The sequence below is a fragment of the Pseudomonas sp. S2_A10 genome, assembly GCF_054668465.1.
This window is the reverse complement of the sequence record NZ_CP162773.1, coordinates 4,194,438-4,220,412: the sequence shown is the minus strand read 5'-3', so window position 1 is coordinate 4,220,412 and position 25,975 is coordinate 4,194,438. Positions and strand designations below refer to the sequence as shown.

The window sequence follows — 25,975 nt, the reverse complement described above, 5'->3', positions numbered from 1 at the left end:
TATTTCAGGGGCTTTTTTTGGATGAAGTTTTTGTGGTGTGCTTAGATCCATCCCCCTCACCCCAGCCCTCTCCCCCAGGGGGGAGAGGGGGAAAGGGAGCCGATCGGGGGCTTTTCAGAAACTGACTTCGACTCGGTATCGCACGTCGGTGCAATTCGCCCAGACACCACGATCAGCCCCCTCTCCCTCCGGGAGAGGGTTAGGGTGAGGGGCTCTTCGCGCAAACGATTAACCCGGCATTAACCCGCATCTTTTTCCTGTCCAGACAAGCTGTTACTGTACGGCCCACAAAGCCCAAGCCGCTGGATCGGATCTGACTTGAAGCGTGCCCTCTCCCTGCTCCTGATCAGCCTGGCCTTGAGCTCACCCGCAAGCGCAACGATTACCGAAAGTCATGGTTATGCGCAGTTCGGCACGCTCAAGTACCCGGCCAGATTTACCCACTTCGACTGGGTCAACCCGCAAGCGCCCAAAGGCGGTACGTTGCGGGTGATGGCGTTCGGCACCTTCGATACGGTCAATCCGTACACCTTCAAGGGCACCAGCCCGGTTACCACCGCCAATTTTCTCCAGTACGGCATCAACGAGCTCAACGAGCCGCTGATGGTTGGTACCGGACAGTATTCGCCGTCCGGAGACGAGCCGGCGTCGAGCTACGGTTTGATCGCACAATCGGTGGAGTACAGCGAAGATCGCAGCTGGGTCGTCTTCAATTTGCGCCCCGAAGCACGCTTTCACGACGGCGCGCCCATCACCGCCTACGACGTGGCGTTCTCCTATCGAACGCTGCTCAAGGACGGTCATCCGCTGTATCGCACGGCCTTGCAGGAAGTGCTACGGGTCGACATCCTCAACAAACAGCGCATTCGCTTTGTGTTCAAGCGCTCGGGCAATCCGCTGCTGATCCTGCGCCTGGGCGAGTTGCCGGTGCTGCCGCAGCATTACTGGAAAGACCGCGACTTCAAAGCCACCACCTTCGAACCACCGCTGGGCAGCGGGCCGTACCGCATCACGTCGGTCACGCCGGGTCGGCAGCTGATTTTCGAGCGGGTCAAGGATTACTGGGGCAAGGATCTGCCGGTCAATCGCGGCAAGTACAATTTCGATCGCATGGACGTCGAGTTCTACCGCGACAGCGATGTCGCCTTCGAAGCGTTCAAGGCCGGTGAGTTCGACATCTACATCGAGCATCAGGCGAAGAACTGGGTCAACGGCTACAACTTCCCTGCTGTACGTCGTGGCGAAGTGATCAAGGCACAGATCCCGCATCAGATTCCGACGCAGACTCAGGGCCTGTTCATGAACAGCCGCCGCGCGACGTTCGCCGACGTAAAAACCCGCGAAGCGCTGGGCCTGATGTTCGATTTCGAGTGGACCAACCGTGCGCTGTTCAGCGATGCCTACAAGCGCACAAGCAGTTACTACCCCAACAGCGAATTCACTGCGTCCGGCCTGCCGGTCGGCCATGAATGGCTGATGCTCAAGCCTTACAAGGAGCAGTTGCCAGCCCGGCTGTTCACCGAGCCGTTTACCCTGCCGAAGACCGACGGCCGAGGCATTCCCCGGGAAACCATGCGCAAGGCGCTGGCCCTGCTCGCCGAGGCCGGTTGGAAGCTCCACGGCCAGCGCCTGCAAGACAAAGACGGCCAACCGCTGCGTTTCGAACTGCTGCTGGTCAACCCGAGCCTGGAGCGGCTCTATCAGCCGTACATCGAAAACCTCAACAGCATCGGCATCGACGCGCGCCTGCGCACCGTTGATCGTGCGCAATACAAACAGCGCCTCGATCAATTCGATTTCGACATGATCTCGATGACCCTCGGCCAGACCCTGAGCCCGGGCCTTGAGCAGTGGCAGTACTTCCACTCCAGCCAGGTGAACGTCAAGGGCAGCAAGAATTACGCGGGCATCGCCAATCCGGTGGTCGATCACCTGCTCGAACAATTGCTCGCCGCCCGCACCCGCGACGAGCAGGTCGCCGCTGGCAAAGCGCTCGACCGCGTGCTGCTCTGGCAGCACTACAGCATTCCCAACTGGTACCTCAATTATCACCGTCTGGCCTACCGCAACCGGTTGGCCTTTGTCACCACGCCGCCCTACACCCTGGGCCTGAGCGCATGGTGGCTGAAGTCTTCGGAGAAAGATCGATGAACGCTGTTCGCACCCTGCTCGTGCAGGCCGGCGGCTTGCTGTTCGCCGGGCTGGCCTGGGCCGCCCCGCAACACGCCGTGACCCTGTACAACGAGCCGCCGAAATACCCGGCCGATTTCAAGCATTTCGACTACGTGAACCCTGATGCGCCCAAGGGCGGCGTGTTCCGCCAAGCCGGTTTCGGCGGCTTCGATAGCCTCAACCCGTTCATCAACAAAGGCGTGCCGGCCGATGACATCGGCCAGATCTACGACACCCTGACCAAACACAGCCTCGACGAGCCGTTCACCGAGTACGGCCTGATTGCCAGCAAGATCGAGAAAGCCGACGACAACAGTTGGGTGCGCTTCTACCTGCGCCCGCAAGCGCGTTTCCACGACGGCCACCCGGTGCGCGCCGAAGACGTGGTGTTCAGCTTCGAGACGTTGACCAAGGAAGGCTCGCCGATGTTTCGCGGCTACTACAACGACGTCGCCGAAGCCATTGCCGAAGACCCGTTGAAAGTCTTGTTCAAGTTCAAGCACAGCAACAACCGCGAGCTGCCGCTGATCCTCGGCCAGTTGCCGGTCCTGCCGAAACACTGGTGGGCCAGTCGCGACTTCAACAAGGGCAATCTGGAAATCCCGCTGGGCAGCGGCCCGTACAAGGTCACCCAAGTGAAGGCCGGCCGTTCGGTACGTTACGAGCGGGTCAAGGATTACTGGGGCAAGGACTTGCCGGTCAACCGTGGCTTCTACAACTTCGACACGATGACCACCGACTATTACCGCGACAACACCGTCGCCCTCGAAGCACTGAAGGCCGGGCAGTTCGATTACTGGCTGGAGATGACCGCGAAGAACTGGGCCAGCGCCTATAACGTTCCGGCGGTCACCGAGGGGCGTTTGATCAAGGAACTGATCCCCAACAGCAACCCGACCGGCATGCAGGGCTTCGTCTTCAACCTGCGCCGCCCGGTGTTCCAGGATGTGCGCGTGCGTCAGGCGCTGGGGCTGCTGTTCGACTTCGAATGGACCAACAAGCAATTGTTCAACGGCGCCTACGTGCGCACCCGCAGTTACTTCGAGAACTCGGAAATGGCCGCCACCGGCCTGCCCGACGCCGAGCAACGGACGATCCTCGAACCGTTTCGCAGCAAACTGCCGGCCCAGGTGTTCAGCGAAGCCTTCGAAAATCCCAAGACCGACGCCAGCGGCATGATCCGCACCCAGCAGCGTGAGGCCTATCAACTGCTGCAAGAGGCCGGCTGGAAAATCGTCGATGACAAAATGGTCGACGCCACTGGCAAACCGGTGGTGATCGAATTCCTCCTCGCCCAGACCGAATTCGAACGGGTGCTGCTGCCGTTCAAGCGCAACCTCAGCGACCTAGGCATCGATCTGGTCATCCGCCGCGTCGACGTCTCGCAGTACATCAACCGCGTGCGCTCGCGGGATTTCGACATGATGGTCGGCAGCTTTCCCCAGTCCAATTCGCCGGGTAACGAGCAGCGCGAGTACTGGATGAGCGCCGCCGCCGACAAACCGAGCAGCCGCAACAGCATGGGCCTCAAAGACCCGACCGTTGATCAACTGGTGGAAAGCCTGATCAACGCCGACTCGCGCAAAAGTCTGGTTGCCCACGCTCGGGCGCTGGATCGTGTTCTGCAATGGGGCTACTACGTGGTGCCGAACTGGCACATCAAGAGCTGGCGCGTGGCTTACTGGAACCACATCGGCCACCCGAAAACCTCGCCCAAGTACGACATCGGCATCAACACCTGGTGGGTCAAGCCTGACGCCAAGCCTGCCGTAGAAGTCGAAACCCAACTGCAAGCCGACCCTGCGGGCACGGAGTAATCAGATGCTGGCGTATATCTTTCGGCGACTGCTGCTGATCATCCCGACCCTGTTCGGCATTCTGCTGATCAACTTCGTGATCATCCAGGCCGCGCCCGGCGGGCCGGTCGAGCAGATGATCGCCAAGCTCGAAGGCTTCGAAGGCGCCACCAGCCGGATTGCCGGCGGCGGTGCCGAAGTGGCGGTGGCCGGCTCGTCCTACCGTGGCGCGCAGGGGCTGGATCCGGCGCTGATCAAGGAAATCGAGCACATGTACGGGTTCGACAAATCGGCCCCGGAACGTCTGTGGATCATGGTCAAGAACTACGCGCAGCTGGATTTCGGCGACAGTTTCTTCCGCGACGCCAAGGTCATCGACCTGATCAAGGAAAAGATGCCGGTGTCGATCTCGTTGGGGCTGTGGAGCACGCTGATCATGTACCTGGTGTCGATCCCGCTGGGCATCGCCAAGGCCACGCGGCACGGCAGCCACTTCGATGTCTGGACCAGTTCTGCGATCATCGTCGGCTATGCGATCCCGGCGTTTCTGTTTGCGATCCTGCTGATCGTGGTGTTTGCCGGCGGCAGTTATCTGGACTGGTTCCCCCTGCGCGGGCTGACTTCGAACAACTTCGATGAGCTGAGCCTGGGCGGCAAGATCCTCGATTACTTCTGGCACCTGGCATTGCCGGTCACCGCGCTGGTGATCGGCAACTTCGCGACCATGACTCTGTTGACCAAGAACAGCTTTCTCGACGAAATCAACAAGCAGTATGTGGTCACCGCCAAGGCCAAGGGCCTGACCCGCCATCGCGTGCTCTACGGCCACGTGTTCCGCAACGCCATGCTGCTGGTGATTGCCGGTTTTCCGTCGGCATTCATCGGTATCTTCTTCACCGGCTCGTTGCTGGTGGAAGTGATCTTCTCTCTCGATGGTCTCGGCCTGATGAGTTTCGAGGCGGCGATCAATCGCGATTACCCGGTGGTGTTCGGCACGCTGTTCATCTTCACCCTGCTCGGGCTGGTGGTGAAACTGATCGGCGACCTGACCTACACCTTTGTCGATCCGCGCATCGACTTCGCCAGCCGGGAGCATTGAGATGAACCTGTCCCCTCTCAACCGCCGACGCTTCGAACTGTTCAAGGCCAACAAGCGTGGCTGGTGGTCGCTGTGGCTGTTTCTGATCCTGTTCGGCCTGAGCCTGGGCGCCGAGCTGATTGCCAACGACAAGCCGCTGGTCGTGCATTACGACAACAACTGGTATTTCCCGGCGATCAAGCGCTACCCGGAAACCGCGTTCGGCGGCGAATTCCCGCTGGAAGCCAACTACAAGAGTCCGTACATCCGTGAGCTGCTCAAGGCCAAGGACGCGTGGATTCTGTGGGCGCCGATCCCCTACAGCTACCAGAGCATCAACTACGACCTGAAAGTCCCGGCCCCGGCGCCACCCTCGACGGACAACCTGCTGGGCACCGACGATCAGGGCCGCGATGTGCTGGCGCGGGTGATCTACGGCTTCCGCATTTCCGTGCTGTTCGCGCTGACGCTGACCGTGCTGAGCTCGATCATCGGTGTGATTGCCGGCGCCCTGCAGGGCTTCTATGGCGGCTGGGTCGATCTGGCCGGGCAGCGCTTTCTCGAGATCTGGTCGGGGCTGCCGGTGCTGTATCTGCTGATCATCCTTGCCAGTTTCGTCCAGCCGAATTTCTGGTGGTTGCTGGGCATCATGCTGCTGTTCTCGTGGATGAGCCTGGTCGATGTGGTGCGCGCCGAGTTCCTGCGCGGGCGCAATCTGGAATATGTGCGCGCCGCCCGCGCGCTGGGCATGCAGAACGGCGCGATCATGTTCCGCCACATCCTGCCCAACGCCATGGTCTCGACCATGACCTTCATGCCGTTCATCCTCACCGGCGCCATCGGCACCCTGACCGCGCTGGACTTCCTCGGCTTCGGCTTGCCGGCCGGCAGTCCGTCGCTGGGCGAACTGGTTGCCCAAGGCAAATCCAACCTGCAGGCGCCATGGCTGGGCATGAGCGCGTTTGCCGTGCTGGCGCTGATGTTGAGTCTGCTGGTGTTTATCGGCGAGTCCGCTCGCGATGCCTTCGACCCGAGGAAGTGAAATGAATCAGGACAATCTGATCGAAGTGCGCGACCTCGCCGTCGAATTCGGTTTCGGCGAGCGCGTGCACCGCGTGGTCGAGGGCGTGAGCTTCGACATCAAGCGCGGTGAGACCCTGGCACTGGTCGGCGAATCGGGCTCGGGCAAATCGGTAACGGCGCACTCGATCCTGCGCCTGCTGCCCTACCCCATGGCGCGACATCCGGCCGGCAGCATCAATTACGCCGGGCAGAACCTGCTGGATTTGAGCGAGAAGACCATCCGCCATATTCGTGGCAACCGCATCGCCATGATCTTTCAGGAGCCGATGACTTCGCTCAATCCGCTGCATTCGATCGAGAAGCAGATCAACGAAGTGCTCGGCATCCACAAGGGCCTGAGTGGCAAAGTGGCGACCAAACGCACGCTGGAGCTGCTGGAAATGGTCGGCATTCCCGAGCCGCACAAGCGTCTCAAGGCCCTGCCCCATGAATTGTCCGGCGGCCAGCGGCAGCGGGTGATGATCGCCATGGCCCTGGCCAACGAGCCGGAATTGCTGATCGCCGACGAACCGACCACGGCGCTGGACGTGACCGTTCAGCTGAAAATCCTCGATTTGCTCAAGGATCTTCAGGCTCGATTGGGCATGTCGCTGCTACTGATCAGTCACGATTTGAACCTGGTGCGAAGAATTGCGCATCGCGTATGTGTCATGCAGCGCGGTTGCATCGTCGAACAGGCATCGTGCGCAGAGCTGTTCCGTTCGCCGCAGCATCCGTACACTCGGGAATTGCTCGGCGCGGAGCCCAGCGGCGGCCCGGCGAGCAATGAAATCGGCGCGCCGCTGCTCGAAGTCGAGGACCTCAAAGTCTGGTTCCCGATCAAGAAAGGCCTGCTCAAACGCACGGTGGATTACGTCAAGGCAGTGGACGGCATCAATTTCAGCCTGCCTCAGGGGCAGACTCTGGGGATCGTCGGCGAAAGCGGTTCCGGCAAATCCACCCTCGGTCTGGCGATTTTGCGGCTGATCGGCAGCAAAGGCACGATCCGCTTTGAAGGCAAGCAGCTAGACTGCCTGACGCAGAACGAGATTCGGCCGCTGCGGCGGGAGATGCAGGTGGTGTTTCAGGACCCGTTCGGCAGCCTGAGCCCGCGCATGTGCGTCAATGACATCGTTGGCGAAGGCCTGCGGATACACAGAATGGGCACCGCAGCCGAACAGGAAGCGGCGATCATTGCGGCATTGAAGGAGGTAGGTCTGGATCCGGAAACCCGGCACCGCTACCCCCACGAATTTTCCGGTGGGCAACGGCAGCGAATCGCCATTGCCCGGGCTCTGGTGCTGAAACCGGCGCTGATCCTGCTGGACGAGCCGACTTCGGCGCTCGACCGGACGGTGCAGCGGCAAGTGGTGGAGCTGTTGCGTTCACTGCAAGCCAAGTACAACCTGACGTATTTGTTCATCAGCCATGACCTGGCTGTCGTCAAAGCGCTGAGCCACCAGCTGATGGTGGTCAAGCATGGCCAAGTGGTCGAACAGGGAGACGCGCAAAGTATCTTTGCCGCCCCCGAACATCCGTATACACAGCAGTTGCTGGAAGCCGCTTTTCTGGCACCAGCCACTGCGCAATAACCTGAAAGAGGAGCAACACATGGGTTTTCTCGCCGGTAAGCGCGTACTGATCGTCGGTGTCGCCAGCAAGCTGTCCATCGCATCCGGCATCGCTGCCGCCATGCATCGCGAGGGCGCTGAGCTTGCCTTCACTTATCAGAACGACAAACTCAAGGGTCGCGTCGAAGAGTTCGCACAAGGCTGGGGTTCGAGCCCTGAGCTGTGCTTCCCGTGCGACGTGGCCAGCGATGAAGAAATCGCCAAGGTCTTCGAAGAGCTGAGCAAGAAGTGGGACGGTCTGGACTGCATCGTCCACTCCGTCGGCTTCGCCCCGGGTGACCAACTGGACGGCGACTTCACCGAAGCCACCACTCGTGAAGGTTTCCGCATCGCTCACGACATCAGCGCCTACAGCTTCGTGGCCCTGGCCAAGGCTGGTCGCGAAATGATGAAAGGCCGCAACGGCAGCCTGCTGACCCTGTCGTACCTTGGCGCCGAGCGCACCATGCCGAACTACAACGTGATGGGCATGGCCAAGGCTTCCCTTGAAGCCGGCGTCCGCTACCTGGCCGGTTCCCTCGGTCCGGACGGCACCCGCGTCAACTGCGTATCGGCTGGCCCGATCCGCACCCTGGCCGCATCCGGCATCAAGAACTTCCGCAAGATGCTGGCCGCCAACGAAGCGCAGACTCCGCTGCGCCGCAACGTCACCATCGAAGAAGTCGGCAACGCCGGCGCCTTCCTGTGCTCCGACCTGGCGTCGGGCATCAGCGGTGAAATCATGTACGTCGACGGCGGCTTCAACACCACCGCGATGGGCAACATCGAAGAGTGATCTTCCTGTAGCCGTTAAAAAACCCGCCGGATCCGGCGGGTTTTTTTATGCCTGCAGAAAAGCTCGCCCAACTACATATGTACCGCCAACCACCCTGCCCTGCCTTTGATACTCGGCGCTCGATGCTTATCAGCCGCCAGGGAGGCGCAGATGGACGACACACCGGTACATGAACAGACGCTGATTCACAATCTCATCGCAGAATTGACCGCCGTACCGGTGGTCAGCGCCGCCACACCGGCGCGCACGCTGGAGGTTCCCCGTGCATGCCGGCTGCGCGAATGGATGGAGCTTTACTGGAGCGCCCTCGAACGCCCTGAATTTCTCGATTGGGCCAGTGGCTTTAACATCGATCTGGATACCCTGCAGATCAAGGGCGATACCCTGCAAGCGCAGACACCCTCGAACGGCTCCAGCGATGTCCGCACGTTCACGCTGGAAGATGATTCGGGCTGGTGGCAGATGGCGCCGATGCTGCTATCGATTTCCCAGCGTATCGATCCTGCGGGGCTGGGCCTGCCCTACATCGGCGGTAAATCCGCCAACCCGCTGTATCGGTTTCCACGGCAAGTGGTGCTGGCGTTCTACGGTTACCCGGAACCGCAAAACCAGATTCAGGCCCGAGTCATCCTCGCCGAGCTGAAGAAAACCGGTCTGGCGGCCATCGATGAAAACGGCCAGAGCACGTCGGCGCTAGTGAAGGAACGCAACGCGCAACTGGAAGACTTTCGGGCGATCGCCGATCGAATCGATGAAGTGTTGCTGGCGAGCGACCCTTTCGAGCAGCGAGGCTTTCTCGACACGCCGGTAACCCTCACTTCGGCCTCTGTTTCCGCGCCGGCCAGAGGGCCGCGCCTCAAACTGGGCGAGCTTCTGGGCCGCTATGAGTTTGCGTTGCCGCAAGATGCTCGCGAAGCCAGGGCACTTGCGCAACGCCTGCGCCAGCAAAGCTGGCCGGCGCTGCCCTACGTCAGCGATTACGTGCAAAGCAACGACCCCATCCGCAGTTATCGTGAAGAATTTGGCGCTCTGGAAGATAACCGGCACATCGTGCGACGCCTTGAAGCGCTGAGCTGGAACAAAGCGCCCAAGGCCAAGATCGATTACGAGGAAATCAGCGAGCCCCATCCGGATTCCGCGCTGGCGGGACGGATGAAGTATGGCCAGCGTCAATTGCAGACACTCAGCGCCGATGAGGATTTTCAAGCCATCCTGCAGCAGCACGGACTGCCTGCCGACAGTCAATTGCTCGTCACCGAATCCGGTCATGTCGGTACTGCCAGCGTAAAGGGCTGGGTCACCCTGACGGCGCAGGTGGAAAAACAGGCTGATCTGAAACTCTTTCGCGACCAGCTCAAGGCCAAGGCAAGCAAAGCCGGCGGCGCCCTGCGCTCGAGCGGTAAAGTCACCCTTGGGCAAATGTTGCGCTTCTACAATCTGCTTTTGCCGAACACTGTCGAGCAAGCCCTCGCGCTGGTGAAATGGTTCAGGATCAATCTGCACACCCGCCCCGGGCATATGAATCACTGGTATCTGCTCGGCCAGCCGTGGACACAAACCGAACGGTTCACGGCGCAACAGCGTCAGAGCATCATCGACACCACACAGGCGTTTTTACCCGTAGACTCGCCGCCGTTGATCGACTACCTCAGTGAGGGTGTCGATACCGATCTGCCGCTCAAAACGCTCCAGGCAAAAGCCGACTACCTGATCAGCCGTATTCTGATCACACCGCGCGCGCAAACGCTGGGCAATCTGCTGGTGAAGACTCTGGGCGCTCCGGCGCAGGAGAAACGCCTGCTGGCCACCAACCGCGATCGCCTGTTGCTCGCTGCATTGATTCTCAGCCTGGAGCCGAACGCGGGTGAAGATTTGAACCGTATTGTCGAGCAACGTCTGGAGGGGCGTGATTTCTGGGGCGACAGCTATGACGAGGTACGCCGCTTCATTGATCGGCAGCCCGCTCTTGCATCGGTCAAAAACAAGACGTTGGCCACCCATCTGTTGTTGTCCGGTATAGCGCCGGAGTTTCTGACCCGGCATATTCCGCCATCACTCTGTTACATGAGTTGTTCGCGTTGGGTCAGGCTGAAGCAGGTCGTGCTGTATATCGAAAGCCAAATGCCGGGTGTGGCACGCCTGATGAGCTATGAGCAACTGAACCAACTGACCAAAGGCCCGGCCCCCACGCACTTCTACAAATTTCTGCGCGAGGATTCCTGTGCCTCACTGGTCGTTGACTGGGCGGTTGCCAGAGGGCTGATCCAGCGCAATGCCGAATTTCCGGTGACTGTTTATGACGCCACGACGCTGAAGCAGGCCGATGTCCTGTTCCGCAACCACAATCGCCTGTTGAACGATCTTTATCGGCGGGCGTTCCTTTCGGCACCGCCCACTCCCGTCACGGTTGCCCTGGCCGATCTGCGCAAGGTGTTCAGCGATTCCCCCTACCTCACGGAGAAGGCGCTGTTTGTTGCAGACGCCAACCCGCAGACCTTTTCAGCGCATTACTCGCTGAGCGAATTGCATGTCGCCGGCAAGCTGACAGGGAAGCTGGCGGGATGGCAATCGAGCAATGCACAGTTGCAACTGGCCCCCATGCTTGCCTCGTTGCCCAGACTGCACAATGTGGCAACCTACTTCCATGCGGCACTGAGCGCACGCCTGAGGCAAATGAAGGACGCACATATCGCATTTCTCAAGGAAGCGTTCTGTCGCTTGCCGTTCGCGCAGCGAATCGACATCGAAGATCACGAGCTGGAACTGCTCGCCCTGCGGCCAGTATCGGCAGCCACGGACAAGCTGGCTGACGCCAGCACTGCGCCATTCGGCATCTTGGCGCTGCTGCGTGGGAGTCCAGCCAGAGTCTTCGAGATTTTCACTGGCAGGAATGAAGTGGTGCTGCGTCGCGATATCGACCTTGCATTACTCAAACCATCGGGGGCAAATGATGCGGCGAAATCGCTGCCCGTCGACGCCGAAGCCTACAGGCACGGCTACCAGCCTCGCTTGAATGCCACTTGTAACGCGTTCATTACTCGCCTCGATATTCAGGGCGCACCCCTGGCGCAACAGGAGCGCGCCGCCGTGCCCGATACCTTCGCCTCCAACACAGTCAACGCCATCGCCAGCACCGCTGTCCGGCATCTGTTCGATGCCTTTAAAGCACAAGCCTTGCAAGACGCATTGCGCGTGCCCGAACTCGAGGATGCCGTTGCGAGTCACGAGAAATGGCTGACGTTTTACCAGAAGCTGAGCCCGCCCAAGCGCTGAGCACTGGCGAATCCGGCGATAGATCGACTGACGCCTTCGCGAGCAGGCTCGCTCCCACAGAGATCGTGCTGAACTGAAAAATCCTCCGCGCCATCGAGACCTGTGGGAGCGAGCCTGCTCGCGAAGACATTCCATCAGCCAGCATCAAACTGCCTGACCCACCGCCATCGCGGGCAAGCCCGCTCCCACAGGAATTCAAGGTGAACTCACACCTCATTAACGTCACTGGACTCTGTGGGAGCTGGCTCGCCAGCGATGGTGCCGTTACTAACAGCCTTTCAGAGCTTGCTTGTGCGCATACATCGCGCCATCCGCATCGGCAAGCAGGCGATCAACGGTTTCGTGGCGTTTGGGGTCGTATTCGATCTGGCCGACGCTGAAACGAATCGCGTAACCACGGTGCAGCGTGGCGTTGCGCTCTTCGAGGATTTCCTTGAGCCGCGCCATGATCCGCGTGGTTTCAACGTGGCTCGAGCCGGTCAGCAACGCGACGAACTCATCACCACCCAAGCGCCCGACCACATCGCTCTCGCGAAAGGCAATGCGCAACACATCGGCGAAGGTCTTCAGCGCACTGTCGCCTTCGGCATGCCCGTACAGATCGTTGATCTGCTTGAAGTCGTTGAGATCGAAAAACAACAGCGTCGCCGGTCGGTTCAAACGTGCGCAGGCATCCAGCGCATGCTGGGCCAGTTGCTTGAAACCACGGCGATTGGACAGCAGCGTCAGTTCATCCATGCTTGCCATCTGCACCGCCGTCAGCTCTTGCTCGGCCATCTCCGCGAGGTCGCGCAGCAGCGCGCGCTCTTCGTCATCGAGATGCCGAGGCTTGGTGTCGATCAGGCACAAGGTGCCCAACTTGTTGCCATCGGGGACCGTCAACGGATAACCGGCGTAAAAGCGAATATTCGGCGCTCCGGTAACCAACGGGTTGTCATGAAAGCGCAAATCTTCCAGCGCATCGGGGACCAGCATCAGCTCGTTCTGCAAAATCGCATGACCGCAGAACGAGACATCGCGGGACGTCTCGGTGGCATCCAGCCCCACACATGACTTGAACCATTGGCGATCCTTGTCGACCAGCGTGACCAGAGCAATCGGCACGTTGAACAAACGCTTGGCCAAGCGCGTCAGGCGATCGAAACGTTCCTCCGGCTCCGAATTGAGATTCAGGCCATGCAGCGCGTCAATTCGGGAAGCTTCGTTGGCAGGTTTTCCGGGCACCAGCATGCGCACACTCCGTAGACAGTCATGCGTTGAGCGTAGCGCTAAATCGCCGAGGCTTCACATTTGCGCCACCGGACACGGCCCGCCGGCATCGGCCCAGAGTTTGAATTGCGCGACGAAGATATCGTGCGGCACTGGCACCGGTGCGCGCCCTGCCCCGGGATTCCAGCCCCAGAGCACCAGTTTGTCTTCGCTGACGTGTTTTAACAGCGCGGCGAAATCACGATCACCATTGCTCGCGCGGTCCTTGATCAGCGCGCAGAGCTTGTCCGGGGGCAGGCCGATCCAGGCCATTTTGTGTGCCGCTGGCGGCAGGCTCCAGTGCGGCGCACCCGGCGGCGCATGGGGGCCATAACTGGCCGGCGGATTGCTTTCAGCATGACAGGTGGCGCAGGGCAAACCAGCGGCGCCCTTGCCATCCATGCCGCGCACTACATTCATCGCGTGAGGGATGCCGGCGTCGAACTGCAACGGCGAATCGCCGGGGATGTGGCAGTTCTGGCAGCGCGGGCTCTGAAAGACTTTCTGCACCGTGTCGAAGGCTTTCAAGGCCTGCTGATCCTCGGCAAACAGGTCCGAGGCATAGCCACCGATGCCCAGCAACACGACGGTGCCCAACACAAGATGTCGTTTCATCTCACACCCCCGACAATTGCAGTGGCAGTTCGCGCAGGCGCTGCCCGGTCAAGGCGAACACTGCGTTGGCCACCGCCGGCGCGGTCGGTGGCACGCCGGGCTCGCCGATGCCGCCGGGTTTTTCGCTGCTGGGGACGATGTGCACTTCCACCACCGGCATTTCGTTGAGCCGCAGCACTTGATAATCGTGATAGTTGGACTGCACGACGCCGCCATCCTTGACGGTGAGCTTGCTGTGCAGGGCCATGCCGAGGCCGAAAGTGATGCACGATTCCATCTGCGCGGCGATGCTCTGCGGATTCACCGCAATGCCGCAATCCACTGCGCAGACCACCCGATGTACGCGGATCGCCAGATTGTCTTGCGACACCTCGGCCACTTGCGCCACGTAGCTGCCGAACGACTCGTGCACCGCCACGCCGAGGGCATGGCCGTCCGGCAACGGTGCGCCCCAATTGGCCTTCTCCACCGCCAGATTGAGCACGCCGAGGTGGCGCGGGTGCGCCTTGAGCAGCGTTCGTCGGTACTCCACCGGATCCTTGCCCGCCGCCGTCGCCAGTTCATCGATCAGCGATTCCATGACAAAACCCGTGTGGGTGTGGCCCACCGAACGCAGCCACAACACATTGATGCCGGTCTGCGGCGAATGCAGCTCGACCTGATGATGAGGCAGATCCTTGATATACGGACTGTCGGCCACGCCCTCGACCGAGGTGGCATCGATGCCGTTCTTGACCATCGCTGCCTCGAGCATCGTCCCGGCCATGATCGACTGGCCGACCAGCACATGCTGCCAGCTCATCGGCAAACCATCAGCACCCAGTCCGACCTGCGCCTTGTGCAGGTACATCGAGCGGTAGTAGCCGCCGCGAATGTCATCTTCGCGCGCCCACACGGTTTTCACCGGCAGGTCCGCCGCTTTCGCCACTTGCACCGCTTCGGCGACGAAGTCCGAAGTCGGATTGGCGCGGCGACCGAAGCCACCGCCGAGAAATTCCGTGTGAATTTCGACCTGCTCGGGCTTGAGCCCGGTGATCTTGCTGGCAACCATTTGGTCCAGCGTCTGAAATTGCGTACCGGTCCAGATCTCGCATTTTCCGGCGCTGATTTTCACCGTGCAATTGAGCGGTTCCATCGGCGCGTGGGCCAGATACGGCACGCTGTATTCGACCTCGATTTTTTTCGCGGCTTTGCCGAAATTGGCCTTGGCGTCCCCCGCCTGAGTGGCGGAAGTGCCCGGCGTCGCCGCCAGTTTGCGGAAACTCTCGAGCAGTTTTTCACTGCTCATGTCGGCCAACGGCCCCAGGTCCCAATCGACCTTCAGCGCATCACGGCCCAGCTTCGCCGCCCAGAAATGCTCGGCCACCACCGCTACGCCGCTGGGCACCTGCACAACCTTGTGTACGCCGGGAATGGCCAGCGCTGCGGCGCCTTCGAAGGATTTCACCGTGGCACCAAACACCGGCGCGCGGGCGACCATCGCGGTCATCAGGCCTTCAAACTGCACGTCCATGCCGAACTTGGCGCGGCCGGTGATCTTCTCCGGGGTATCGAGGCGCTTGGTCGGTTTGCCGATGACTTTCCAGTCCTTGGCTTCCTTGAAAGTGATGGTTTTCGGGTCCGGCACCGGCAGTTGCCCGGCGGCATCGGCCAGTTCGCCGTAGGTCGCGCGTTGGTCCCCGGCGATGACCACGCCGGACTCCGTGCGAATCGTCGACGGCGCGACGTCGAAGCGTTTCGCAGCCGCTTCCACGAGCATCTGCCGCGCCGTCGCCCCGGCGAGTCGATAGCGGTCAAATTCCATCCAGGTCGATGTCGAACCTCCGGTGATCTGCATGCCGCCAAATGCCGGCAAGCCGTAATCCGCCGCCGAGGCTGGCGAGTGCTCGACGCGGATTTTCGACCAGTCGGCGTCCAGTTCTTCGGCGATCAGCATGGTCAGGCCGGTCCAGATGCCCTGGCCCATTTCCGAATGACCGAGCAGCACGGTGACGCTGTTGTCCGCCGCGATGCGCAGAAACGCGTTGGGTGCGAACGTCTTGTTCTGATTTTCTGCCGCCCGGGCAAAGCGGTTGGCCCCGGGCACCACAAACGCCACCATCAGGCCGCCGCTTAACAGTGCGCTGCCCTTGAGAAACCCGCGACGCGATACAGGACTGTTCATCGTTCCTCTCCCAGAGAATGACTCAGCCGATTTCGGCGGCGCGTTTGACCGCAGCGCGAATGCGCGGATAGGTGCCGCAGCGGCAGATATTGCCGGAGAGCGCCTGATCGATATCGCTGTCGGTGGGCTTGGGAATTTTCGCCAGCAACGCGGCGGCGGACATGATCTGCCCGGACTGGCAATAACCGCACTGCACCACGTCCAGCTCGGCCCAGGCCTGCTGCACCGGGTGCGAGCCATCGGTGGACAAGCCCTCGATGGTGAGGATTTTCTGCCCATGGGCGACGGCAGTCGCCGGGGTAATGCAGGAGCGTAAGGGCGCGCCGTCGACGTGCACGGTGCAGGCGCCGCACTGGGCCATGCCGCAGCCGAACTTGGTCCCGGTCAGGTGCGCGATATCGCGCAGAACCCAGAGCAGCGGCATGTCGGCGGGTACATCGAGCTCTTGGTCCTTGCCATTGATATTCAGGGTCAGCATCAGCGGATTTCCTCAGGCTCACGGTGGTGCGAAGGGGCGTCGCTGTGGTCGCAAAAACCTACGGACGCCCGCGCTTATCCCTTTCAGCAAAGCCTAATTTGCGCAGCAAGCCACACGTTGTGACCAGCGGTCATGCAGACCCCGGCATTGCTCCTACAGTTGATAACGGCTCGCACTGAGTCGTCGTATCTCTGCGCAACCGGTCCGCGAACCTCGCGGTTGTCCATCACAGGTCAGGAGTAACGAATATGGGCTTTGTCACCACTCGAGACGGCGTCGACATCTTCTACAAGGACTGGGGGCCGCGCGACGCGCCGGTGATCCACTTCCACCACGGCTGGCCGCTCAGCTCGGATGACTGGGACGCGCAGATGCTGTTTTTCCTGGCACAGGGCTTTCGGGTGATTGCTCATGATCGACGCGGGCATGGCCGCTCGAGCCAGGTCTGGGACGGCCACGACATGGATCACTACGCCGACGATGTGCTGGCAGTGGTTAATCATCTGGGTACGCGCGACGTTGTCCACGTCGGCCATTCCACCGGCGGCGGCGAAGTGATCCATTACATCGCCCGGCATGGTCAGGACAAGGTCAGCAAAGCGGTGTTGATCAGCGCCGTACCACCGTTGATGGTGCAGACCGAAAGCAACCCGGGCGGTTTGCCGAAATCGGTGTTCGATGGCTTTCAGGCGCAGTTGGCGGCGAATCGCGCGCAGTTCTATCGCGATGTGCCGAGCGGACCTTTCTACGGCTACAACCGCCCGGGCGCCGAGTCGGCGGAAGGGATCATCGCCAACTGGTGGCGCCAGGGCATGATCGGCGGGGCCAAGGCGCATTACGACGGCATCATCGCCTTCTCGCAGACCGACTTCACCGAAGACCTGAAAAAAGTCACCGTGCCGGTGTTGGTGATGCACGGCGAGGATGACCAGATCGTGCCTTACGCCAACTCCGCACCGTTATCGGCGAAACTGCTGCCCAACGGCACACTGAAGTCGTACCCGGGATTTCCGCATGGCATGCCGACGACGCAAGCGGAAACCATCAATGCGGATTTGTTGGCGTTTATTCGCGGGTAACCGCCTCAATCAGGCTTACTGCAATCGGCAAACACTGATCCCCTGTGGGAGCGGGCTTGCCCGCGAGGCGTCTCTCCAGTCCAATTATCTGCGAATGACACTCCGCTTTCGCGAGCAGGCTCGCTCCCACAGTTGGGATTGGGTATATCCGTCAGAGACTGGTCGGCTACAAGGCCGCCATCGCTGGCAAGCCAGCTCCCACAGTTGGAATTGGGTATATCCGCCAGAGACTGGTCGGCTATAAGGCCGCCATCGCTGGCAAGCCAGCTCCCACAGTTGGAATTGGGTATATCCGCCAGAGACTGGTCGGCTATAAGGCCGCCATCGCTGGCAAGCCAGCTCCCACAGTTGGAATTGGGTATATCCGCCAGAGACTGGTCGGCTATAAGGCCGCCATCGCTGGCAAGCCAGCTCCCACAGTTGGAATTGGGTATATCCGCCAGAGACTGGTCGGCTATAAGGCCGCCATCGCTGGCAAGCCAGCTCCCACAGTTGGGATTGGGTATATCCGTCAGAGACTGGTCGGCTGGAAGGCCGCCATCGCTGGCAAGCCAGCTCCCACAGGGATCAGGGTAGATCTGCTGTTCATTCGTATCTTTGAGATAGCTATCGCGAGCAGGCTCACTCCTACAAGAGCAAGAGCAAGAGCAAGAGCAAGAGCAAGAGCAAGAGCAAAAGATCGCAGCCTTCGGCAGCTCCTACAGTCTCCGCGTTCGCCTTAGGTCGAGTGTCAGCTCGCCTGCTTTTGATCTTGATCCACCGGCGACGTCGGAAGGCTGAGCGGAGGGATTGATCCGGGCGTGGGAGCGCAGCGACCGTCTGGCGCAGCCAGACACAGCGGAAGGAGGTGCAGCGAAGCAAACCGGAGCCGCTGCGCCCGGATCAGTCCCGGAGCGAAGGAACCCGAGCCTGCGAGGGCCGAACGCAGGAGCAAGCCTTTTTGGTTACTTTTTCGGCGTTTGGAAAAAGTGACCCGCCGTAAGGGCGGAACCATAAGCAGCCGTTACCGCAGCAACGGATATGTACCCACTCAAAAACACCCCCACCGCCTGACAACAAGCCTTCGCGAGCAGACTCGCCCCCACAGAAATCGCAAGCGTGCTGAAGGCTGAATCAATCCCCTATCCCTCTGCCCGCCCTTCGCCTTCACGATCACCACGGTAATGCCTGGCCAGCGGAAAATCCGGCAGCCACGATTCACGCCGCACAATCCAGCTCTCATAGGTCGGCTTCAACTGATCCGGCGCATCCAGCGCGCCGAGGCTCACCTCGACCTCATCACCACTGCGATTGAACACCGACGAACCACAGCGCGGGCAAAAGTGCCGCCCTTGATACTCATGGGTTTCACCGCTGATGGTCACCGCGTCCTCAGGAAAAATCGCCGAGGCATGAAACAGCGCACCGTGGATCTTGCGACAGTCCAGGCAATGGCACAGCCCGACCCGGTAAGGCTCGCCAGAGGCTTCAAAACGCACATCGCCGCACAGGCATCCGCCGGTAAATGCAGTCATGGTTCAGCTCCATCGCGCTCGTGGTGTCACGCCCCCAGAGCCTATAACAGTCGGCGCTGCAATGCAGACGATGTTTCAGATGAAAGAACTCAATGTTGCCGCACTGCAACGGGCATTCGCCGGCCAGAGCTAATACACTCGGACGCTGACCTGCCGGGACGATCACGATGAAACACGCCACAGCGAAAAACCCCGAGAAAGCCCCGCGCTTCTGGCGCGACGACGCCCTGCCCTTCATCGAAGCGCGGGCGATCGCGGATGGGCGTGAAGTCTGTTATGCGCGGCATTCCCATGCGCACTTTTCCATCGGAGCAATCACCGCCGGGCGCAGCACCTATGTGCATGAGCAGGCGCAGTATGAAGTGGCAGCAGGCACCGTGGTGCTGATGAATCCCGGCGATGTACACGCCTGCAATCCGATCGATGATCAGCCTTGGTCGTACGTGATGTTGTATGTCGAAACGCCGTGGCTGGCGGATTTGCAACATCAGTTGGGGTTTGCCGGGGAGCTGGAATTTCGGCGGTTTAGCGACACGCATCTGGCTGATGCCGAGCTGTTCGGCAAGTTGATGGGGTTGTATGAGGTTTTGCTCGACGACCAAATGGAGGCGCTGGTGAAACAAAGCGCGGCGGTAGAGTTTTTCAGTGATTTGCAGGTCCGCCTGAATCCGGCGGATGAGCCCGTCGATGAGCCGAATTTCAAGCTGGAACGCGCCGCTGATTTCATCCGTGGACATTGCACAGAAGTGCTCAGCCTCGAGGCAATTTGCGCGGCGGCGCAGCTGTCGCCGTCGTACTTGATTCGCGCGTTCAAGCAGCGTTACGGGATGACGCCCCATGCGTTCGTGGTCAACCAGCGCATCCAGTTCGCCCGCGAGCGCTTGCGCAGCGGCCAATTGATTGCCGATGTCGCGCTCCAGGCCGGGTTTGCCGATCAGGCGCATTTTCAGCGAGCGTTCAAACAACATCTGGCGGCAACGCCGGGGCAGTATCGCGGCTGACTTCATACTCAAAGTTGAACACTGCCCCCCTTGTGGGAGCGAGCCTGCTCGCGAAAGCGGTGTGTCATTCAACACTTCACTGACTGATCCACCGCATTCGCGAGCAGGCTCGCTCCCACAGGGGGTTGTGGTGGGCCTGTCAGTCAAGTGAACAGCAAATAAAGCGCACTCACCGCCAGCAACAACGCCATCAACCGATTGAACCAGCGCATCCCTGCCGCATTGCTCAGATACCCGCGCAAAAACGTCCCGGCATACGCCCAGCAGCCCACCGACAGATAGCAGATCACCAGATACACCGCCGCAAATTGCCAGACCAGCCGCGCCTCGCCGTCGGCGACAAACGCGCCCATGCCGGCGACGCATGCCAGCCAGGCCTTGGGGTTGAGCCATTGCATCACCGCGCCATAGAGCATCGACGGCGCACGGCCGGACTCGCTGGTGTTCAGTTGGCCGTCATCGCTGGCCAGTTTCCAGGCCATGAACAACAGGAACGCCACCCCGGCCCATTGCACCACGCGGGTCATGAACGGCCACAATTGCAGCACCTCATGCAGGCCCAAGCCCATCAGCACCAGCAACAGCACAAACCCCAACGTCGCCCCGGCCACGTGCCGCTGGCTGGCGCGGAAACCGTACTGCGCGCCGGAACTCAAGGCGACGATATTGACCGGCCCGGGGGTGATGGATGCGGCGAGGGCAAACGCCGCCATGGAAAGAATCAGACTCATTGCACACCTGCTTCAAACGAGGAACGAGGTGGCTACGGTAGCGGGCGGGGGATTTGCGGTATTGAAGAAAATGACCCTGAGGCTGCGAATCTTCTGAGGGAGCGGTGGGTCAGTCGCCCAGTGTTGGCTGAGCTGACGTCTTCGCGAGCAGGCTCGCTCCCACAAGGTTTTGCGTGAGACTCAAATCTCGCCCCCCCCACAAGACCTGTGGGAGCGAGCCTGCTCGCGAAAGCGTTCGGTCAGTCACAACAGACTTGTCAGGACTGACGCCATCGCGAGCAAACTCCCCCTACAGGGGCACTCAGGCCAGGCGCGGCACGGTGAAGCGGAATTCGCTGCCCTGCCCCGGCTCGCTCTCGGCGACGATCTGGCCGCCATGGGCTTCGACGATGCCTTGGGTGATGTACAAACCCAGGCCAGTGCCGGTCGGGTTGCCTTCCTTTATCGTCCAGTAGCGGTCGAACACATGCGGCAAGTGCTCCTTGGGAATGCCTTCACCACTGTCACGCACGATAAACACGATCTCGTCACCCACCGATTTGGCGTGCACGCCGACCGTGCCCATGCGCGGGGTGAATTTGATGGCGTTGCCCACCAGGTTCGACAGCACCTGAAACAACCGCTCAGGGTCGGCGTGGATGCGCAGGTCAGGATCGGCCTGGAAGGAAATGCTGATGTCCTTGTCATGGGCCAGCGGCGACAGCAACGCTTGTGCCTCTTCAAAGATGTGCCCGACCTCCAGCGCCTGCGGGGTGATGGAGTAGCGCCCGGCGTCGATTTTCGAGGTATCGAGCAGGTCTTCCAGCAACGTGTTCATCCGCGCCGTGGCCTGCTGCATGGTGTCGATTGCAGTGGAGATACGCCGCGAAGTGTGCGCGCCTTCCGAGCTGAAGGCTTTCTGCATCATGCCGCAGAGCATCGAAATCACCGTCATCGGGTTGCGCAGGTCGTGGGAAACCACCGCCACCAGATCATCGCGCGCCTGCACAGCCGCCTGCTCGCGACGTACCTGACGGGCCAGATCGTTTTCCAGCGCCGAACGGCGCAGGTCATTGGCGGCGAACCGGTCACCGTGGCTCCACTTGGTGGAGATCCCGGCCATCTCAACCTTCCAGATCTCGAACGAAGTACGCGGACGCAGGCGCATCCCGGCGTCGGAGTTTTCCAGATCCAGCGGCTTGCGCGGGTCACCGCTCCAGTTGATGTTTTCCTTCACTTCCGGACGGAACCACAGCACGCCGTTGTCCACCGGTTTGGGCAGGCTCATGGCGAGCACACCGCTGGCCACAGACTGATACTGCGCCGCCGGCGGGTAAACGCTGGACAGGTGATGGCTGGCGAACACCGGCTCGCCGCGCGCCTGCAACCACTTGTGCAGCGCGCGAATTTCTTCCGGCGCCGGGCAGTTGCCGTAACGGTGCAACTGCTTGTCTTCGATGATCGCGATGCCGCCGGCATTGACCAGCGCCATCAGCGTCGCTGGCTGCTGGGCGAGGCCGTCGAAAACATTTTGCGGCGAATCGACCATCGCCTGATTGAGCCGCGCCAGCGCTTCGACCTTCTCTTCACGCTGGCGGGTCAGTTCAAGGGTTTCCATGGCACTGATCTGCAACGACAGGACCTGGCCGATGGTCTGGCAAGCCATGCGCAATTCATGCGGCACGTGCAGCGGCTGGCGATTGCCGCAGCTGATCAGGCCCCAGAGCTTGTCGCCCTTGAGCAGGGAAATGCTCATCGACGACAGCACGCCCATGTTCTTCATGTACTGACAGTGAATCGGCGAGACGCTGCGCAGCGTGGCGAAACTGAGGTCCAGCGGCGTTTGCGTGTCCGGGCGCAGCTTCGGCACCAGTGGCACTGGCTGATAATCGGCGTTGGGGATGATCCGCAGCCAATTGGTGCGGTACAGCTCGCGCGCCTGCTCGGGAATGTCCGAAGCCGGGAAGAACAGGCCGTTGAACACTTCCATCGACGGATCGGACGCTTCGGCGATGACCTGACCGTGGCCCTCTTCCTCGAAGCGATAGATCAGCACCCGGTCGTAACCGGTCATCGCCTGGATTTCCTTGACGCTGATGTCGTACAGGGCCTGCAGCGTGGTCGCCGCTTGCAGGCGCTGGAGCATGCGGCCCAGGTGGGTATTGACGCCGGCGACGTTGCGCGGCTGGAAATTCTTCACATGGATTTCCAGCTCGAGAATCAGCACGCCCTGATGGCGGTGCAGCAAACCTTCGAATTCAGTGCCGTTGAGCTCGAATCGTAGCGGCGCCGCCTCGGAAAACGCTGTCTGCTGCAAGGCTTCAAGCACGTGCGCGGTGTGTTCGGCGCCGATCAGGCTGTGCAGCGGCTGGCCGATCAGCGATTCGGGCGCGCGGGCCAGCAGGGTTTCGACGTTGGCGCTGACCTGAATGATCTGCAGCGCAGGCTCGGTCAGGGTCAGCAGCAAACCATGGGGCTGGATCGCGCCAGGAAAGCGGATCGGCTCGTCGGCACAGTTGGCCAGCAGTTCTTCAAAGGCTTGTGGGTCTTGCGGGTTCATGCCAGTACCTCCTGGCGCTCGAGCCACTGCTCGAAACAGCTGAATGTGGTTTGTGCTGCGCTGACCACGGCCGCGCGTTCGCTGGCCGCCATGGGCCGGTTGCTCAGGTATTCGATGAACTCACGCCAGCGCCGCCCGGTGGCCGCGCCGTAGACGTCGAGGAAGGCAGCGCCATTGTCGGCGTCCAGATTCAGCCGCGCGGCGATCTCCCGACGCAGGATCTGCCCGCCGAGAGTGGCGCCTTCGAGCACGTACAAAACACCGAGACTGGCGGCGCTGGAGTCGATCACCGGCAAGTCCTCGCACAGCGGCAAATCATTGGTCGTCGCGCCCAGCGCGCGCAGGTCGGCGTGCAAGGTCTCGGCCTTCAAACGAGGCGTCAGATCGAAATCATCCGGGACAGCGCCACTGGCGAGCAACGCCCGTTCCAGCGGCTGATAAAAACCGTAATAGGCCGCCATCAAGCGCTCGAATGCGGGGGTATCGAGGGTATCGGTAAAAAAAGGAAGGCGTTTTTCCAGTGCGATGTGCAGTTCGGCTGTGCCGGCCCGCAGATCTTGCAGCACCGGTGGCACATAAACCTCACGGGCCTTTGCTTGCATGTAGATCGCTCTTGGTGGGACCCGGCAGGGGCCATTCTGGGTGGGCTCGACGTGGGGGGAATTTATCACGCCACGCGGCTTTTTCTGCCTGCCGAAGCGTTTTTTCTGTCGAACTGCGACCCTATGACAGGTTCAGAGTGGCGCCGGATCAGAAAAGTTCGACCGACGCCATTATCCTGCCACTGCTGACCACCTCAATCAGCGCCGTCGTTCTGCACCGATGGATCGCCGTTGGCCGGTACGCTGCTGTCGGCAACGGGTTTCGAAGGATTGTTTTTTTCGGCGCCGGGATAACCGGGCAGACCGCGAGTATCGTCCGGCGTCATGACATCCTCGTTATCGCGGCTGACATCCCAGTCGGTGGTGGCGTTGGGGTCTTCATCGCGCCCGGCCGTGCCGATGGCGAAGCCGTCGTCGTTGGGATTGACGGTTTGATTAAGCGCTTTGTCGTTGCTGGATGGGTTGCTCATGTCTGCCTCCAGAACACGTTGATCGGACTTGTTTGGAAACGCCTTGGCCGCTCAAGTGCAATGGACAAGACCAACGGTGCATTCGCGGGGCACTGGTCGCCTGGCGTGAACCACCGCAACGGCGCACGGTTCTCAAGAGAAACACTTGCTCGAGCACCGTCATGAGCCACCCGCGATTCGGCATTGAGGAAGAGTACTTTCTCACTGACCTGCAGAGCCTGCGCATGGTCGGCAGTCCGCCGCCACAGGCCATCGAGGCTTGCAGGGCGGCGCTGGGTGTGTGGTTTGCCACGGAGATGTTTCAGGGGCAGATCGAAGTGGCTTCGCCGGTGTTCAGCGACTTTGTGCACGCTGGCGATTTTCTCCGTGGCAGCCGTCAGGCCTTGGGTGCAGCCCTTGAACCGTTTGCTCTGGGCGTGCTCAGCGCCGGCAGTCATCCGCTGGCCGACTGGCGCGAGCAGGTTCCGACCGACGAGGAACATTTCCATCATCTGTTCGAGCGCTACGGCCATGTTGCCCGGCGCAGCGTGTTGTCGGGGCTGCATGTGCACGTCGAGGTGATCGAGCCGCTGGATCGCATCGCCGTGATGAACGAAGTCCTGCCGTGGACGCCGCTGCTGTTGGCGCTGAGTTGTTCGTCGCCGATCTGGGATGGCGCCGCCAGCGATTTCATGAGCTATCGGCAGACCGCGTGTGACGAGTGGCCACGCATGGGCATCCCGCCGCTGTTTGCCGATCAGCGCCATTACGAAGAACACTTGGCGTTTCTCATGCGTATCGGCGCGATCAGCCAGCCCGGCGAGTGTTGGTGGGGCGTGCGCCCGGCCGCGCGTTTTCCGACCCTGGAACTGCGTATGACTGACGCTTGCCCTCGGGTCGAGGATGCGCTGACCCTTGCGGCGTTCTTTCGCGTTCTGGTGGCTCACGCCAGTGCGCAGCGGCGGCCAGGATTGCTCTATGACCAGACCGCACGTTCGATGCTGGAGGAAAATCGCTGGCGGGCCAAACGCTTGGGAATTCATGGGCGCTATTTGGTCGAAGGCATCGACGGCGACTGTTCGCTCGCGCAATGGCTGGAACTGGCCGAGCAGCGCTTTGCCGAGACGGCGCAGATACTGGGTGCAGCGCAGCTGTTCGAGCGTGCGCGGACGATCATCGACAGCGGCACCAGCGCCGATCGGCAACTGGCGCTGTTCAATCTGGCGTCTGAACAACCGCAAAACGGCCGCTCGGCCCTCGGGCAAGTGGCCGAGCTGCTGCTTCAGGAAACCGCTGGCTGATCGCTCTCGGACGGGCCTTTGAGTTCGACCTGATTGCCGTCCGGGTCGAAACAGTAAAGCGACAAGCCGTAACCCTCGGCGCCAAAACGCCTGGCGGCTTGTTCAACGGTCAGCCCGAACGATTGCAGATGGGCGATGAGCGCGGCTTCGTCGAACGGCTCTATGCGCAGACAGAAGTGATCGACGTTGCGCTTGTGCGCATCAGCGGCGCCGCCGCCCTTGCGCCCGAGTTCGCCCGCCAAATCGACGAGATCGATCATCGACGTACCGGCCCGCAGGTGCACCAGCCCCAGCGGCTGGTTATGCCTGACCACTTCGGCGCCAAACACCCTGGCGTAGAAATCGATGCTGCACTGCAGGTCGGCGACGCGCAGGACGATATGATCGATGTGCTGAATGGAAAAGGGATGCATGAGTTGGCTTCCTCGAAAGCGGCGACCCGCTCATTGTGCTGCACAAGGGAAAAA

Annotated in this window: 20 protein-coding genes; 10 read left to right on the top strand and 10 right to left on the bottom strand. The window is 61.0% G+C overall.

Features of this window, described 5'->3' with window-relative positions:
* Nucleotides 1-318: 318 nt before the first annotated feature.
* From AB4N41_RS18940 to AB4N41_RS18910, 7 genes are all read left to right on the top strand, one after another.
* A complete protein-coding gene (locus AB4N41_RS18940) occupies nt 319-2,151 on the top strand; it encodes an extracellular solute-binding protein (RefSeq protein WP_460067293.1) in 1,833 nt (610 codons plus the stop codon).
* Nucleotides 2,148-3,989, top strand: a complete 1,842-nt coding sequence (locus tag AB4N41_RS18935) for an extracellular solute-binding protein (RefSeq protein WP_252883565.1) — start codon at nt 2,148-2,150, stop codon at nt 3,987-3,989. The genes AB4N41_RS18940 and AB4N41_RS18935 overlap by 4 nt, the downstream gene beginning before the upstream one ends.
* Nucleotides 3,990-3,993: 4 nt before the next feature.
* On the top strand, nt 3,994-5,067 hold the full coding sequence (locus AB4N41_RS18930) for a microcin C ABC transporter permease YejB (protein WP_016774154.1): 1,074 nt from the start codon (nt 3,994-3,996) through the stop codon (nt 5,065-5,067).
* 1 nt (nt 5,068) lies between these two features.
* Nucleotides 5,069-6,088, top strand: coding sequence for an ABC transporter permease (locus tag AB4N41_RS18925; protein ID WP_252885760.1), 1,020 nt, complete (start codon nt 5,069-5,071; stop codon nt 6,086-6,088).
* Between the two features lies 1 nt (nt 6,089).
* Nucleotides 6,090-7,700 carry an ABC transporter ATP-binding protein gene (locus AB4N41_RS18920; protein ID WP_236169534.1) on the top strand — a complete coding sequence of 537 codons (1,611 nt, stop codon included), beginning with the start codon at nt 6,090-6,092 and terminating at the stop codon, nt 7,698-7,700.
* 19 nt (nt 7,701-7,719) lie between these two features.
* The gene (gene fabI, locus AB4N41_RS18915) at nt 7,720-8,514 is read left to right on the top strand and encodes an enoyl-ACP reductase FabI (protein ID WP_003202751.1); all 795 of its coding nucleotides are present in this window, start codon (nt 7,720-7,722) and stop codon (nt 8,512-8,514) included.
* Between the two features lie 150 nt (nt 8,515-8,664).
* Nucleotides 8,665-11,787 (top strand): hypothetical protein, encoded by a 3,123-nt coding sequence (locus AB4N41_RS18910; RefSeq protein ID WP_460137893.1) that lies wholly within the window; start codon nt 8,665-8,667, stop codon nt 11,785-11,787.
* A gap of 267 nt (nt 11,788-12,054) precedes the next feature.
* Here AB4N41_RS18910 and AB4N41_RS18905 read toward each other — a convergent pair whose 3' ends face one another.
* Genes AB4N41_RS18905 through AB4N41_RS18890 form a run of 4 tightly spaced genes read right to left on the bottom strand, consistent with a single transcriptional unit; the run spans nt 12,055 to nt 16,292 of the window.
* Entirely contained in the window at nt 12,055-13,017 is a 963-nt protein-coding gene (locus tag AB4N41_RS18905; RefSeq protein WP_460137892.1) for a sensor domain-containing diguanylate cyclase, read from the bottom strand.
* A 54-nt stretch (nt 13,018-13,071) separates the two neighbouring features.
* Complete coding sequence (locus tag AB4N41_RS18900) at nt 13,072-13,650, bottom strand: hypothetical protein (RefSeq protein ID WP_460137891.1); 579 nt, start codon at nt 13,648-13,650, stop codon at nt 13,072-13,074.
* A gap of 1 nt (nt 13,651) precedes the next feature.
* A complete protein-coding gene (locus tag AB4N41_RS18895; protein ID WP_460137890.1) occupies nt 13,652-15,814 on the bottom strand; it encodes a xanthine dehydrogenase family protein molybdopterin-binding subunit in 2,163 nt (720 codons plus the stop codon).
* 22 nt (nt 15,815-15,836) lie between these two features.
* On the bottom strand, nt 15,837-16,292 hold the full coding sequence (locus AB4N41_RS18890) for a (2Fe-2S)-binding protein (RefSeq protein WP_041478642.1): 456 nt from the start codon (nt 16,290-16,292) through the stop codon (nt 15,837-15,839).
* 248 nt (nt 16,293-16,540) lie between these two features.
* On the opposite strand from AB4N41_RS18890, the gene AB4N41_RS18885 reads away from it, so the two are divergent.
* A complete protein-coding gene (locus AB4N41_RS18885; RefSeq protein ID WP_150635694.1) occupies nt 16,541-17,371 on the top strand; it encodes an alpha/beta fold hydrolase in 831 nt (276 codons plus the stop codon).
* A gap of 1,121 nt (nt 17,372-18,492) precedes the next feature.
* On the opposite strand, the gene AB4N41_RS18880 is transcribed toward AB4N41_RS18885, so the two are convergent.
* Nucleotides 18,493-18,885: a GFA family protein gene (locus AB4N41_RS18880; RefSeq protein ID WP_460137889.1), complete on the bottom strand. Its 393-nt coding sequence runs from the start codon at nt 18,883-18,885 to the stop codon at nt 18,493-18,495.
* A gap of 167 nt (nt 18,886-19,052) precedes the next feature.
* On the opposite strand from AB4N41_RS18880, the gene AB4N41_RS18875 reads away from it, so the two are divergent.
* Nucleotides 19,053-19,886 carry an AraC family transcriptional regulator gene (locus AB4N41_RS18875; protein ID WP_460137888.1) on the top strand — a complete coding sequence of 278 codons (834 nt, stop codon included), beginning with the start codon at nt 19,053-19,055 and terminating at the stop codon, nt 19,884-19,886.
* Nucleotides 19,887-20,029: 143 nt separating this feature from the next.
* Here AB4N41_RS18875 and AB4N41_RS18870 read toward each other — a convergent pair whose 3' ends face one another.
* The 4 genes from AB4N41_RS18870 to AB4N41_RS18855 all read right to left on the bottom strand — a co-directional run bounded on the left by AB4N41_RS18870 (nt 20,030) and on the right by AB4N41_RS18855 (nt 24,228).
* Nucleotides 20,030-20,617 carry a LysE family translocator gene (locus tag AB4N41_RS18870; protein ID WP_122750638.1) on the bottom strand — a complete coding sequence of 196 codons (588 nt, stop codon included), beginning with the start codon at nt 20,615-20,617 and terminating at the stop codon, nt 20,030-20,032.
* 301 nt (nt 20,618-20,918) lie between these two features.
* A complete protein-coding gene (locus AB4N41_RS18865; RefSeq protein ID WP_460137887.1) occupies nt 20,919-23,156 on the bottom strand; it encodes an ATP-binding protein in 2,238 nt (745 codons plus the stop codon).
* Nucleotides 23,153-23,758, bottom strand: a complete 606-nt coding sequence (locus AB4N41_RS18860; RefSeq protein WP_041478637.1) for a biliverdin-producing heme oxygenase — start codon at nt 23,756-23,758, stop codon at nt 23,153-23,155. Before AB4N41_RS18860 ends, AB4N41_RS18865 begins: the two co-directional genes overlap by 4 nt.
* Before the next feature lie 194 nt (nt 23,759-23,952).
* A complete protein-coding gene (locus tag AB4N41_RS18855; RefSeq protein WP_122746962.1) occupies nt 23,953-24,228 on the bottom strand; it encodes a hypothetical protein in 276 nt (91 codons plus the stop codon).
* 161 nt (nt 24,229-24,389) lie between these two features.
* Here AB4N41_RS18855 and AB4N41_RS18850 point away from each other — a divergent pair, with 161 nt between their 5' ends.
* Complete coding sequence (locus tag AB4N41_RS18850; RefSeq protein WP_460137885.1) at nt 24,390-25,508, top strand: carboxylate-amine ligase; 1,119 nt, start codon at nt 24,390-24,392, stop codon at nt 25,506-25,508.
* On the opposite strand, the gene AB4N41_RS18845 is transcribed toward AB4N41_RS18850, so the two are convergent.
* Nucleotides 25,490-25,921, bottom strand: a complete 432-nt coding sequence (locus AB4N41_RS18845) for a VOC family protein (protein WP_460137884.1) — start codon at nt 25,919-25,921, stop codon at nt 25,490-25,492. The two genes, AB4N41_RS18850 and AB4N41_RS18845, sit on opposite strands and share 19 nt — an antisense overlap.
* Nucleotides 25,922-25,975 lie beyond the last annotated feature (54 nt).